We start from the raw sequence: 14450 nt of genomic DNA on the forward strand, positions 1-14450 counted from the left end.
ATATTGAAATTGTTTATATAGGTAAAGTGGCTATGAAGGTGACGAGTTAACCAGCCGACCTCTGGCTGGTATCAGATGAACTTACGCGATGGTAATGCGCCGTGAGGTGATAGCGGGGTTCGGTGAGCGTGATTCCCCATGAGCTTTTAGCCTAATTGCTTAGTGAATGCCGTTTTTTGCCCATAAAAAGCTTTGTATATTTTCTATACCGATAGTAGTATGTGAGTAAATATATACTCATTAATGGGTTTTTTATGACTTAATGGGTGTTAAGGTACTCATTAAGTGTTTAGGAGCTCTTATGGAACATTTGACCATTCAGGCTTTCACCAATGGCCAATGGAGAAGTGTTGCACAGCTCTCTTTTCCTAAGAGCGAACAAGGTAATTATCGGCTTACCTCGTTAGATTACGAGCAAGATTATGTTTTGGCTGAGCTAGATAAAGACGACATTCATGCTGTCTCTATAAACCATCCCGTTAGCTTATTTTTTGATGAGCCGATATGGCTGTACTTTCTTGACGACATTATGCCTAGCGGTGCAAGCCGACGCTATTGGCTTAAGTACCTTGATATCGCTGATCTGAGTGTAGATGAGCAAAATTTTGTATTGCTGAAATATGGCACGATTGCGCCAGTAGGTCATTTGCGAGTCAAGGAGTCGTTGCCGGAGCGCTCCGCTATTGCTGATAAGCTGACGTTCACCGTTGGCGACGTCAAAAATAGAGCATCTGACTTCTTAGATTATGCGCAATATCGAGGGGCGGCAGCTGGTGGCGCAACGGGAGCTGGTGGCGAAGCGCCCAAGCTGTTATTACGTTGCGACGATGAACAAAAGATCTGGATTGATAGTTATCAGGATGAGTCACAAAACCGAGACCTTCATTATTTGGTCAAATATCCGAGAGGCTCTCGGTCACCAGTTGATTGCGATATTCTGCGCGCTGAATACCACTATTATCACGAGCTAACAGAGATGGGCTTTGAGACGATCTCGACTGCAAACATGCGGCTCGAAGAAGGGCATTCCTATCCCTCACTGTGGCTGCCGCGTTTTGATGTCTATTACAATCAGTTAGGCCAACAACGTTATGCAATGGAGTCGGTTTATTCGATACTTGGCAAAGGTGCGGGCGTTACCCTAGATCACGAGCAAACCTTAAGAACACTGATCGATAAAATTACTCACAGCTATATGGTCTTAGAACAAGGCTATCAGTTTGACGTACGCGCGTTTGTGCTTGAGTGGGTGCGGCGAGACTTACTCAATATCATATTTGGTAATAGTGATAATCATGGCCGTAATACAGCGTTTCTTAAAGACGATGGTTGGATAAAGCTGGCGCCTATCTATGACTTTGCACCGATGAAAGCTGACCCTGAAGGGGTGGCCAGAACCACAAAATGGGAAGCGCTGCTCGAAGTCGGGGGAGAGTATGACTTTCAGGGCATTGCTGACACACTCGCTGATCTGGTGCCTGCTCAGGAGCTGATGGCAGCGTTAAAGCTCACGGCCCAGCAATGTCTCGACTTGAAGCAACGGTTAATTGCGCGTGGTGTGCCTGAGCGGATCATCGACATGCCTGCAATTGGCTTTACTTATATTGAAGACAAGTTAATTCGTTGGGGGTTGGTATGAGTGATAAATCATCTACTACGGAAACGGCTAAAGAAACCATTGCCCGTCTTAGAGCGAATCGACAGCAACGGAGTGAGGTTGCTACTGAAGTGCCGCAGCGTCATCAATCTCAAAACATTCTAGAGGCTCAAACAAAGCAAGGTGCTAAACGAGCCTCTAAGCAATCCGGCGGCATTAGCACGGTCGAGCGAAAGCGTGCGATTCATGCCATTACACAAAGGCTTTTACATGGTGAGCTAACCCAAGGACAAGCGCTTAAAACGCTGCGAGTCGAGGTGTTAGGGCTCACACAAGACCAGTATGCAAACTTGGTTAAAGTGTCTCGTAAGACTCTTTCTGACGTTGAGAATGACCGTGGTAGCTATAAGACAGATATTCTAAATCGATTGTTTAAGCCCTTTGGCCTTAAGGTGGGGATTGTGCCGATCTCTACTGGCGTCACTTGGCTTTTATGATGAAAAATGAGACTGGATCAGCGCAAACAATAAAATGCCGCGCTTTTTCAACAACAATAAGGGACAACAATGAAGCTCGGCCGAAACGACCCTTGCCATTGTGGTAGTGGGAAAAAATTTAAACGTTGTTGTATGAGCAGCGTTTCCAAGCAACATGCCCAGGTCTTCGATGATGTTGAAGTCATGCAGGCAATGAAGCCAAATGTGACCCTTGATGAACTCAATGCTGCTTTACAGCACAAAGTCCAGGATCGCAATAATCAACCTCATCCCGATTTTTGTGGTGTGACACCAACGCAAATGGCCAATTGGCTTTATGCGCCTTTCGATGAATTACAGTGGGTGACAATCAGCACGCCAGACATCCTTTCAGCCAGCCCTGTGATACGTTATTTAACCCTCATTCTTGATGAGGCTATGGCACAAGATGGATCATTCAAAGCCACCAGTAAAGGCAACTTACCGGCTAAGTTGGTCAAACAAGCCTGTGAGTTATTACCTGAGTTTGCCGTTACTCAGTTCCCAACAAACATTAGCATCAGCGAATTTGCGGGCAGTAACGAAGATAAATTCAATGCGTTGCACTACACCCGAGTGCTTGCAGAAGTTAGCGGTATTATTTATCGACGCAGCGGCCGCTACCATGTGAAAAAATCAGCGCAAAAACAGTATCAGACCGAAGGTATACAAGCATTTTTTAAACCTATGTTAGCAGCCGCAGTCAGCAAATATAACTGGGGGTTTTTGGATGGTTTTGAGTTCGATATCGACTTGCGACCCTTTTGGTTGTTCATGTTGTGGCGTATTCAAAGCCACAACAGTGTGGATCTGCTGGTTGAAGAGGTTATGACGGCTTTCCCCGATTTACTACAGTCTTTCCCTACGGAAGATGACTTCTCGCCAGAAAGAAGTTTAAGCATACTCATTGAATCACGGTTTATTAAGCGATTTTTACAGTTTTGGGGATTTGTGACCATTGACCCAAGACGTTATTTAAACGCTGAACCCGTCGCCAGAGTGGTTCAGGTACAGCCTTTGTTAAAACACACCTTTCAATTCACCATTAACGCATAGCAAGGTCATCGTGAGCGAATATCAATATTATAAATTTGAGCGATTGGATGGGTACTTGGATGCTAAGGCACGCCAATCACTCAGAACCGTTTCAAGCCGCGCTGAGATCAGCGCTACGTCCTTTCAGGTGTATTACACCTACAGTGACTTAAAGGCAGAACCCACTGAGCTGATGTTAAAATACTTCGACATTGGTTTTTACTATGCCGATTGGGGCACAATCGATGCTTACATCAAGCTACCAGCGGGAACTCTTCCTGATGCGTTACTTGGTTTTTCAAGTGATGGGTTTCATGTACACGAAAGTAAAGAATGGCAATTGCTGATTTTTTCCCTCGAAGAGTATTATGAATATTTTGACGATGAACATGCTGACGTCTTTTTTCAACATTTAACTGGTTTGCGCAGCGAATTAATCCAAGGTAATTGGCGCCTTGTGTACTTTATGTGGCTCAAAGCGTTAGATTGTAATGATGAACTTGAGGAAATACCTTTAATTCAATTCGATTTTGAGCATCTTAGTGAGGAATTACAGGCTTTTGCGGCGCTATATGATATTCCTCTGGCTTGGGTTAAAGCACTTGCGTTGGTACTGAACGAACAACCAAGTCACCAAGCCAAACAAGCCCCGCTTCAGTTTGATGCGTGGCTAAACAATCTCACAGAAGTAGAGAAAGATACGTTATTAAGCACGCTTTTTGAACAAGGTCAGCTAACCCGTCATCAAGCCTTAGCGATGATGCGAAAAGAATCTGCCAACAAAGACGAAACATATCAGTATTGGTTAACCCCCGACGTGATTTCCCCTTTTATCGAGCAAGCGCAAAGCCTATTACAGCAAGAGCAAGCTGAAGCGCTCGCAATAAAATTAGCTATTGAAAAAGCGGAAAAAGAAAAAGTGTTGACGGATATCTACAATCAGCGTGAGCGCTGCTGGCAGCAAGCACAAGAGCAAGCGGATCGAACTTGCGCCAGTGGTTACGATGCGGCATCACGCGATTTGCATCAGCTGAACGAAGCCTATAATTTTAAAGGGGATATCACCGCTTTTGAACAACGGTTTAAGCGATTTATTGCGATCAATAATAGTCGTAAAGCACTGTTAAAGCGTTTGAGTGATTGTCTCTAGAAAATAAAGTTATAGGCTGGTCAAATGCTGTTAGCAAAAATACTGTTAAGTATTGATTGTCTGAAAGGTTGTACATTCACATGTACCAACTGGCACAATTGCTCACTCAGTGTGAGTGGGCAATTTAAAAAACAGTTGATCACCCATTTACGACGCTACGGCTTCTGAGCTCATGAGTTGGTCAAAAGCGTTGACATCATAGCGAGACGCATTAACGACATAAGGGGCATAGACGTCAAACAGTAACCGTGTATCACTGTGACCCAGCCGCTGTGATATGTAGAGTGGATTTTCAAGGGCTGCGATATGTAATACCGCAGCCGTATGACCCGTTTCATAAGGGCGTCGCTTTTTTAACCCCTCACTTTTCAATGTCGGGTACCATAATGTTCGACTGACATAGTGGGTTTGCCGTGGTGTACTAGAAGGCCCTGTATACACAAAATTGTTGCCTGAGCGATTGGCTGCTTTGAACCGTTTAAATGCATCATACACAGTGTTACACACTTTCAGTTCTCGACCCGATTTCGGCGTTTTCACATCACATACCACCTCGTTGACCCAGTTTTGCCGAATACGGAACAATCGGTGCTCAAAATCAATATGTTCCCATTCTCATCCATGCACCTCACAACTTCGCATTCCAGTCCATTCGGCAATGATCATGGGGTAGGTAACAAGCACAGCTTCCTATACATTAGTCACCAAGAATCTAGCGTCAAGGTTGATGAAACGATATCATTCTTGATAATACACTTAATTAAATAAAATAAGTTTCACTACGGTACTCTGCATGACATTAATGACCATTATCGATGACACTGTTCTTCATCAATCCAAAAAACAGTCGCAAAAACTTGAAAAATTGTGGCAAGACGTCGAGAAAAAACAAGCACGTAATCGACGCTATCGCGCAAAATTAGATGGTTTTTATGAAGAGTTTAAACCGCTAATTGAGTCAAAAGAGCATGTTGTGTGTACTGCAACCGGAAAGTGGATCCAACATTTACTCACGTTTGTGCCACGCAAAACGATTAAGGGTAACCAAAGGGTTGAACTCTATGCTTGGATTGAAGAGGAGCTTACTATACTTGAGGCCAACCCATTTAATCCCATTAGCACAACTGATTTACGCGAGTCTTTTACTTCATTATTGATTGATTTTCAATCGACGATGCCAAAGCAATCTGTGAGTGATGAAGAGCTTGAGGTGCTACGGGAAGATCTGTTTGGCATGTTCGGTGAGTGGTTGCCTTTAAGCAACGATGAGCTTATTGATATGATACATCATCCTGAACGTTTTCAAGCGTATATTCATGATATGCTCAGCCAAAACAATAACGCAGAAGCTCAAGATGAGCATGAAGATGATTTTGAGTGGGATGAAGCAGTCTGGGACATGGGGGATGACTTTTCATTCGAAAATGATGACTCTGAATTACCGATGAGCACTGCGTTATTTGAAGATAAAGCGATGACGAAACTGTATCGACAACTCGCGAATCAACTTCATCCTGATAAGGAGCAAGATCTTGAGCGAAAAGCCTTAAAGAAAGACTTAATGCAGCTTCTTTCCCAGGCTAAAAAAGATAAAGATGCACTCGCGTTACTCATGATGGCGCAGGAACATTTGCCCGAATATAAACTCATCGCTGACGAGGACATGATAAAGCGAGTTGAAGCCGCGTTATATTCAAAAATAGCATTACTCAACCAAGAGCATCAGTTTATGCAGGATGGCAACGACATTAAATCAGAAATTTGGCGTCGTTTTGGTGGTGGCGTAAAGGCGTCGCGCGCAAAAACGTTGCAACAGTATGGCGATCTGCTGATCGTTGAATCCGAAGCATTATACGCTAAGATCAATAACGTCACGACGGTGCAAGCCATGCGTGAACAGTTAAGTCAACGGATCCATCAGCAGGAATTGAATAGTATGATGGGTTTTGGGGTTTTCGAAGACTTTCTAAATTAGATGTAGTTTGCCGAGACGTCATTGCTGGCGTTATCAGCGTTTGTCATGCTCACTTCATCTATTATTATGGCGTCTTAGCCAAAGCCACTATCGACTCTTAACAGTATCGATAGTGCGATACTTGCAGCATTTTTTTGCCTGTGGGTTTAGGCGTGGTGATGTCACCAAATTAAAGATAAATGGCATCAACAAAGAAGCGTTGTTGCTGTTTGCACTCGATGGCAAAGGTGGTCAGGACAGAATTGTTCCTATCGCTAAAGAAGCACTTAATGCGGTACTTTATTACAAAGACAAAATTCGCCCTAAATTTGTTAATTTTATGTCGGGTGACTATCTGTTTCTAGATAACCGTGGCTTGCCTTTTAATGGCGGTCAAATCACAGCACTAGTGAATAAATACAAACGCAGAGCGGGAGTTTCAAAGCCTGGTGCTAGCAACCTATATCGTCATACCACAGCCACAACGTTACTTGATAATGGCGCTGACTTATTAACGACTCAAAAGATACTAGGTTACGCTAGCGTTGTCACTACGCAAGGCTATACGCACATTGCCGTTAAGAAAATGAGTCAGGATTATCAGAAGTTCCATCCAGCTGTAGGCAACCCCAATTTATACATATCGCGTATTCATCCTCTTAGAAAACAACCTAGTGATTAAATCCTAGCTTGACGAATTATCCAGCCTCTCTTTTAAGTTATTTCTAGTTCATAGGGACAAAAGCACATAAAGATGTCCTAATCATGTCATTTTTGTCCTTACCAGCTTGATTTTTGTCCTTTCTAGAGCTAATGTAAGGACACTTTTATTGGTTTTGTCCTTATCATATGAATAAAAAAACGCTTCTACAACAAGAGAAATCATCAATTTTAGCACTCATTGCCGAGATAGGTGAGCCTATGGGGCTTGGCGAAATAGAAAAATTGCTAACCTTTTCTATTAACAAGAAAACCTTGCAAAGGCGTATGAAGTCGCTGGTTGAGGAAGGTGTGGTTAATATTGCTGGAGAAAAAAATAACACTAAGTACTATGTCGATAAGGACATAAGTGGGTTTAAAAGTGCCCCTATGGAGCCGGTTGAGGACACTTCTGGCCAAAATATAAGGACAAAAACCGAAGATAAGGACAAACATCCTATCTTTTCGAATGATACGATGTCCTTATTGGGTTATTTAGATGCACCTTCTTATGCTCGAAAAAGATCAAGTTACCAATTTGCTTTAGTCGATAACTATATTCCCAATCAAACTCAGTATGTGGCTAAGACAATGAGAGTTCGATTGTATAACGCCGGTAAGCGGTTTAATGAGCAGTTAGCCGCAGGCACATACGCTAAAAAAATTAGTCAACGACTGCTAATCGACCTGTCTTATAACTCTAGTCGATTAGAAGGAAATACCTATTCAAAGCTTGATACGCAAAAGCTAATAGAGCAAGGCTTAACAGCCGAAGGTAAAATTCACAAAGAAACTGTGATGATAATGAATCACAAGGAAGCGATAGAGTTTTTAATTGAAAATGCAGAAGAAATTGTACTTATTCCATTTACAATAAGAAATATTCACTCATTATTATCACAAGATTTGTTGTCAAATCCAAAGGCTTGCGGGAAGATTAGAGAAGTGGAAGTAGGTATTAGCCAGTCAGCTTATACGCCTACGAGTAATCCTCACCAATTAGAAGAATATTTATCACTTATCTTGCGTAAAGCGGATAAAATTGAAGACCCATTTGAAAAGAGCTTCTTTTTATTGATACACCTTTCGTATTTACAGGCCTTTGAAGACGTAAATAAACGCACTGCTCGACTGTCGTGTAATATTCCATTTATCCAGCATAATTTGTGCCCTTTGAGTTTTATTGATGTCCCCCAAGAAGACTACTTCAAGTCATTGTTGTATTTCTATGAGACAAACCAAATTGAGCCTGCGCTTGAGCTTTTTGAGTGGGCCTATTTACGCTCTTGTGAGCAGTATGATGTTGTTACTGAATCACTGGGTGAAATAGATACTTACCGAATACAATATCGGGCTGATAGAAAAATTGCGATGGGACATATTATTCGCCAAAGTCTTGATGAGGCTACTGCTACTCAATATCTTGAGCAATACTGTGTAGATAATAATATTCCATTAGAAGATAAGTTTATCAGTATGACGCTAAGTGACCTTGGACAACTGCATGAAGGTGCGATCATTGGGCTAGGTATCACTGAAAAAATGTTTACTCAGTGGAGAAGTGCTAACTAAAATTTCTACTCTGGTTCACTCGTTAGTGAGCAGGCTCAATGCTGGGTGTTAAAGCAGTGGTAGGGGTTAACTGTCTTAAGTAATACCTTTAGGCTGATACCAGTTCTTGTCGATAAACCCTGATGTAATTCTTCTTTTAAATCGTATACATCATTAATTCTATGTGGTTAATATTAACGTTGAGGCTAGCGTTAACCTACTGCTCTTTAAAGCTTATCTCTTATGTTGAGGTTTTAATTATAGTGCTTCCCTGTTCATATGAACGGGCGGGTCGATGTTGGTCGGAGAAATCATACTCAAATGTGTCTAAAGTACCGCGTTGAATTCAAAATAAGACCGGTAGAATGAGATCATTACAAGTGAGCTAAGTTGATGGTCAATCATATGTCTCAGGCAATGCCCCCCGTTTGTCACTTGTGGTATTCTTTGCCAAATCTTATTTGTTAACCCATTTTTGTGTTCGCTATTCGTTGAGTTTTATCATCGTTAATCATCGGCGTGGCTACATTAATAGACTGATCTATATATAAAATTATTACCTACGTTTCGGTAGAGTTTTGTTTTTGTATCGTTTAGTATAAATTTTTGTTGCTTTTAAGTTGCTTGAATTGTCACTTTAAATAAATGGAAGGTATGTAGATGGATCGCCCAATTCAATACGCCACACTTATATTAATTTGCTTGTTTACTCTTACAGCTTGCTTTGGTCCAACAGGTAAAGTTCGACTCAAAACAGATATCGATAATGCTGAATTGTTTATTGATGGTGAAGCAAAATCACCTATTGGTAAGGATTTGATCGAGCTTGAGTTGTCAGCCGAAAATCATCGTTTTGAAATCAAAGCGCTCAGTGAAAATGGAGAATGGCGTTATTACGGTAGTGAAGATATTTTGATCCCCGAAGACGTCATCATTGAAAAGAAAATCAATACTAAGTCTGTTGCTACAGAAAAGCGCAAAAAGCGTTTAGCATTAGAGAAAAAACTTAATGAAGCCAATCGACTCGCAGAAAAAGTCAAAGATGAGTTTAAGTATCGTCAAGCTGCTGAGAGGGGATTGTAATGAAAAAATTATTTTTTGCGTTGAGTTTATACTTGGCTTCATCATTCGTCTGGGCAGATACGAATATCAACATTAAAAGTGCCACTGCATCTTCAGTATGTCCTGCAGATAGTGCTTCTTATGAGCCGCAAAATGCCATTGATAATAAAAGTAGTACGGCTTGGTTTCCTAAACGCACTAGAAAAGCGAACCAAGGGGAGTGGATTAAATTAGAGTTTGCAGAGCCGAGTATTATTTCTGGCGTTGATATTATAAATGGTTGGGTTGAGTCAAAAAATAATTGGTTGCACAACAGTCGCGTTAAATCGGCTGTGATAACGCTGTCTTCAGGGGTGACTCAAAGTATAACGTTAAAAGATGTGATGTCTGTTCAACATTTTTCTGTTCCAGAGTCAGAGGCCACTTGGTTGAAGATAACCATAGAAGATATTTATCCTGGTAATGTTTGGAATCAAGAATCAGGTCTCACTCAAATCAGTGTATTAGGGACGACCAAAGAACAAATACGTTTGGCGGCATTAAGAAAAGAGAAAGCTGCTGAGAAGGCAAAATTGGAGAAACTCGACGCTAAAAAACAAGCGCAGGCTAAAGCAAGATACTTAATAGAATTACAGAATACGTTAGATGAAAAAACGGCAACTCTTAGTCGTGCTGACTTTTTGATAGAAGCATCTGATTTATTTAAGAGTGAAACATACCCAGAGGCTAAAGATATCATTAGCCAACATATTGGCGATCTGCTTCAAGCGACATTGAATAAACATTCTCAAACCAATGACCCTTTGGCATTAATGAGTGCATATGACGGTTATCGCATCTCTGTGTTTGAAAAAGCGCATCATGACCTGATATTTCTACTCTTCAAAACCGCCTTTGAGATCGACTTTGAGAAAGCTAAAAAAGACAAATCAAGCGATCATTTATTGGCGATGTATAAACGTTATGGCAGCTATTATGACGAAAATCCATACTCTCAATTAGTCGATTTAGCCTTAAGCATTGACATGAAGAATGCCGAACAAGGACTCATTGAAGACCCTGTTGTATCTTTACTTAGTAAATACCAAGATTTGGTCTTTGAGGAATCGCAACAAGCTCGATACCAAGATCTAATAGGGGTTGTTCTTAGTAAAAAGCTGAAAACGATGACTAATAGTGAACAAGTTTCCGAGTTTTTGAATGCTTTCGAAGACATTGAATTGAATGTCGCAAATAAAAAGTTAATCAATAATCATATATTCAATTTGTCTGGGATCCGCTTTCGGGAGACTTTTCGGGAAGGTAAAATTGGCGAGCGTTATGTTCCCGTGATTTCCAAGTCTCAAAGTTACAACGAAACACGCTACATTAATGGTGTCGCGCTCAATGAAACAAAGTTTAATGATTATACTGAAGGAGGATATGACGAAAGCCGATTTGGATTTACGGCTGTGTATCAGTTATTTAATGAATCAGCTCAAACTTATCTCGTCGATGTAGAAATTAGTGCCACTGTCAGCAACACTGAATATAAGAAAAAATCCAGTTGGTCAGGGCCGGACAGAAATGTTCAAGTCAAAAAGAATAATGTTCTCGTCAAAAAACTTACCTATGTGTTAAAGGCGAATAGTGAGTTAAAAGACCAGATCATTGTTGGTGAGAAGAAGCCTTCAGATTTTATGGTCTCTGTAGTGAATATTACCCCCGTTGATAACGAATGGTTTAATAAACTTTCGGTGGCAATGGAAGGTGATGATATTGGATTAACGACAGAATACTTCTTTGATGATAAAGCCTTATTTTGGAAACCCGATGTGGCTGCTAACCTCGCTCGACAGGTTTATATGTCGCTAGACAAAACAATCATTACTGGCGATAAATTTGACCGTGACTTTAAATCGCCAGTTCAGGTCGTTTTTACCAATAATACTGAAATCGCGATAACGTTAACCTATAAATCTAACTTTATGGAGCAAGCGCGCACAGTTAACATTAAGGGTAATAGCGAATTTAAAGATACCGTTACGGCTTTAGGACGTAATAAAGATGACCTTAAAGTGACGGTGGAAATGCTCGAACCATGGTTATAACCATCGTAGCACGACAGTTAATGCGTTCAGAAGTTTATGCGTTTCATTCATAATTTTCTGCGCAAAATAGAAAGTACTCCTATAGGATTAATGGCCGGAACGGCAACGTTTCTGGCTATTATCTTTATTCGCAACCAATTAGAATTACTCCTTGAGCAAGATCATAACATAACGATTAGTTTGAGTACGGCAACCGTCTTAGCAGACTATATTCATGTCGTGATGGCTTGGAGTTACATTTACCTCATGTCAGTTATCATACTGGCAACCGTTGGACGTTGTAGTTGGGTAGGGGCAAATCGTGTTTCGCTTTGTGGATTGATGCTTATATGGGTCCCCCCTTTGTTAGATGGATTATTCGGACATAGTGGTGCAATTGTCTATCAATATAGTTTCGACAGTTTTTTCAGTAGTTTTACTCACCTTTTTTTACCTTGGGTTGATGTGAACTATGTGACTCTCGGAGTGCGTGTTGAAATTTTTCTTGTGATGTTAGCAACCCTGCTATACGTAGGAATGTGTAGCCACTCTCAACTGCGTTGGTGGCGTGCTGGACTGTGCGGATTTTTGATATATTGTGCCATTTTTACTATGGGATACTTGCCTGCATTTATCAGTTTTCTCACAGGCATGAGCCATTCTGAATTATTGCAACAATCGGTATTGGGGGTGACTGCCACAAACGCGCCAATATTATGGTATTTACCTATGATACTGATCTTAGGTATGTGGCATTTGGCGGAGACTCAAACGCGATTGTGGTGTGTATTAAAAAGTTGTGTCCGTATTGAACGTATGTTGATCTATGTATTGTTTACCCTGGCGGGAGTGATGCAAGGGATCGACAATGCTTTACTTAGTGGGGATTGGCTCAATGTGTATGACATTCTCTTATTGAGTCTCGCGTTGCTCAGTGTTGCCATTGCATTTATTGCAATGACCGCACTGAATGATATACACGATATTCAGATAGATGTGTTGAGTAACCCTTCACGTCCACTTGTTGCTGATCCGAGTTTGATTGATGAGTATCGATGTATCGCATTCGTAGGTAGCATGATAGGTATCGGGGTGTCGTTTGGGTACAACATCAGTCAACCAATACTGCTTATTTCGATGCTTAGCTTAGGATGCCTGTATTCCGTACCACCGTTTAGGTTGCGCCGTTATTTATTTGTCGCGCCAATAGTATTGACGGCTATCGTAATGGTTTGTTATTTATTTGGCATGGCCATGGTGTGGAACAACAGTACCCCTGAGCAGCTGAATTTACCTGAATTGTGTAGTTTAGCGCTTTTGTTCTTCATTGCTTGTCAGTTTAAAGATCTCAAAGACGTGGAGGGGGATCGGGCAAATGGAGTTGCTACCTTGGCTGTATATTTGGGCGCGCAGCGTACTTATTGGGTGTTGGGGACATTGTTGTTAATTGAGTTGGCCGTGCTTGTTTCTGTCGGTTTTCTGAGCCTTTCAGCCCCGAGCATTATGGCGGGTTGCTTGTTTTTATTGACGTGGATTGTGTTCAAAAACAATGAGTGGCTTATCAGCGCATTAGTCGTTTGTTTAGGCATTCTGTTATTGAAATAATAGTAAACAGAAGGCCATTGTGACAAGCTTGGCTATATATCCTTACCAAGTAATTTTGAAGATTGATTGGCACAAACATAAATCAGCAGCATAGTGAGCGGTATGTGTCTTTGGCTAGACGCTTATTATCGACTAAAGCAAATTGGTAACTTGATCTTTTTCGAGCATAAGAAGGTGTATCTAAATAACCCAATAAGGACATAGCATCACTCGAAAAGATAGGATCGGCATAGTACTTAGTCGAAACGACCTATGACTGGAGCATAGTATCGTGCCTGCATAAAAATTAGTATGAACTACCAACCAATAAAAATGCTTTTTACTATTTACGAAATGGCTTGAGTTAATATGTTGTGTAGCGGATTCAGGTCACCGTGATATCCCTTTACATTTGCATTAATCCATTCATCTTTTGATATGTCTGGCCAATGAACCGTTTTTCCCAAAAAGAAATATAACTCTTCGAAGAAAAAGCGCTGTGTTCTTCCATTGCCTTCTCTAAACGGGTGCACGACATTGAGCTCACAAAAGATATCTGTGATGTCATGAAAGAAGCTGGCTTTTGGGTTTCCCCAGTCAAGAGCGTGGATTCTGGATAATTGCTTATTTAGTTCTGCTTCGACTCTAGAGCAGGTACAAAAACGCGTATTTCCTTTGGAAATATCGACCATTCTTAACTTTCCAGCCCAGTCATAAACGTCTTGAAATAAATGAAAATGCAGGCCTTTGAAATGATTGAGATCAAATTCAGATAGGGAGGTAATACTCGAAGAATATTCACTGTAACGAAATGCAGTAAACTCTAGTTCTGCTTCAGTTAATTCATCATGGTTAGTGATGTTTAACTTATTAATGAGTACATCGGATTCAGGGTAACAATAACTATCCTGAATCACTCCATACTTATCTTGCATACTTAGCTTTTAAATCATCAATTGATTTGCCGAGCTTTTCTTTCTTGAAATACAAACCTTCGTAACGAGAGCTTGTCTCGAAATTGCTCATTTTAGGTACAAAAGTGCGAGTACCTTGTCGTTTCTTAATTGCTGTCGATTGCATAAATATCTCCAAAAATCACTCTAAAATTATAGCATCAACCTGAAGGCTATTTCTACCAACGGTTCAAACTAAAACAGTCCACTTTCACCTTGTGCATATTCCGGAGCATCGTGAACAGTGATTCCGGCCCATCGTGAACACCCGTTCTGGTTTT

General features: G+C 41.1%; 13 protein-coding genes. 10 read left to right on the top strand and 3 right to left on the bottom strand.

The window, feature by feature from the left end; genetic code table 11:
- Window positions 1-301: 301 nt before the first annotated feature.
- The 4 genes from IEY42_RS18485 (at window position 302) to IEY42_RS18500 (ending at window position 4297) form a co-directional block, all read left to right on the top strand.
- Window positions 302-1639, top strand: a complete 1338-nt coding sequence (locus tag IEY42_RS18485) for a type II toxin-antitoxin system HipA family toxin (RefSeq protein ID WP_188926768.1) — start codon at window positions 302-304, stop codon at window positions 1637-1639.
- Window positions 1636-2094, top strand: coding sequence for a helix-turn-helix transcriptional regulator (locus IEY42_RS18490; RefSeq protein WP_188926769.1), 459 nt, complete (start codon window positions 1636-1638; stop codon window positions 2092-2094). Before IEY42_RS18485 ends, IEY42_RS18490 begins: the two co-directional genes overlap by 4 nt.
- Window positions 2095-2163: 69 nt before the next feature.
- A complete protein-coding gene (locus IEY42_RS18495; RefSeq protein ID WP_188926770.1) occupies window positions 2164-3168 on the top strand; it encodes a YecA family protein in 1005 nt (334 codons plus the stop codon).
- Between the two features lie 10 nt (window positions 3169-3178).
- On the top strand, window positions 3179-4297 hold the full coding sequence (locus IEY42_RS18500; protein WP_188926771.1) for a hypothetical protein: 1119 nt from the start codon (window positions 3179-3181) through the stop codon (window positions 4295-4297).
- A 147-nt stretch (window positions 4298-4444) separates the two neighbouring features.
- On the opposite strand, the gene IEY42_RS18505 is transcribed toward IEY42_RS18500, so the two are convergent.
- A complete protein-coding gene (locus IEY42_RS18505; protein ID WP_188926772.1) occupies window positions 4445-4837 on the bottom strand; it encodes a site-specific integrase in 393 nt (130 codons plus the stop codon).
- A gap of 253 nt (window positions 4838-5090) precedes the next feature.
- Here IEY42_RS18505 and IEY42_RS18510 point away from each other — a divergent pair, with 253 nt between their 5' ends.
- From IEY42_RS18510 to IEY42_RS18535, 6 genes are all read left to right on the top strand, one after another.
- Entirely contained in the window at window positions 5091-6272 is a 1182-nt protein-coding gene (locus tag IEY42_RS18510) for a molecular chaperone DnaJ (RefSeq protein ID WP_188926773.1), read from the top strand.
- Window positions 6273-6393: 121 nt separating this feature from the next.
- Window positions 6394-6933, top strand: coding sequence for a tyrosine-type recombinase/integrase (locus IEY42_RS18515; protein WP_188926774.1), 540 nt, complete (start codon window positions 6394-6396; stop codon window positions 6931-6933).
- Between the two features lie 167 nt (window positions 6934-7100).
- Window positions 7101-8522, top strand: a complete 1422-nt coding sequence (locus tag IEY42_RS18520; RefSeq protein WP_229780170.1) for a Fic family protein — start codon at window positions 7101-7103, stop codon at window positions 8520-8522.
- Window positions 8523-9161: 639 nt separating this feature from the next.
- Complete coding sequence (locus tag IEY42_RS18525; protein WP_188926775.1) at window positions 9162-9584, top strand: hypothetical protein; 423 nt, start codon at window positions 9162-9164, stop codon at window positions 9582-9584.
- Window positions 9584-11653: a discoidin domain-containing protein gene (locus tag IEY42_RS18530; RefSeq protein ID WP_188926776.1), complete on the top strand. Its 2070-nt coding sequence runs from the start codon at window positions 9584-9586 to the stop codon at window positions 11651-11653. The genes IEY42_RS18525 and IEY42_RS18530 overlap by 1 nt, the downstream gene beginning before the upstream one ends.
- A 90-nt stretch (window positions 11654-11743) precedes the next feature.
- The gene (locus IEY42_RS18535) at window positions 11744-13237 is read left to right on the top strand and encodes a UbiA family prenyltransferase (protein ID WP_188926777.1); all 1494 of its coding nucleotides are present in this window, start codon (window positions 11744-11746) and stop codon (window positions 13235-13237) included.
- Between the two features lie 326 nt (window positions 13238-13563).
- Here the strand turns inward: IEY42_RS18535 and IEY42_RS18540 are convergent, their stop codons facing one another.
- Both IEY42_RS18540 and IEY42_RS18545 read right to left on the bottom strand, forming a co-directional pair.
- Entirely contained in the window at window positions 13564-14151 is a 588-nt protein-coding gene (locus tag IEY42_RS18540; RefSeq protein WP_188926778.1) for a Fic/DOC family protein, read from the bottom strand.
- The gene (locus IEY42_RS18545; RefSeq protein WP_188926779.1) at window positions 14141-14296 is read right to left on the bottom strand and encodes a hypothetical protein; all 156 of its coding nucleotides are present in this window, start codon (window positions 14294-14296) and stop codon (window positions 14141-14143) included. The genes IEY42_RS18540 and IEY42_RS18545 overlap by 11 nt, the downstream gene beginning before the upstream one ends.
- Window positions 14297-14450 lie beyond the last annotated feature (154 nt).

Origin of the sequence: Shewanella algicola, from assembly GCF_014648035.1 — a bacterium.
GTDB lineage: Bacteria > Pseudomonadota > Gammaproteobacteria > Enterobacterales > Shewanellaceae > Shewanella > Shewanella algicola.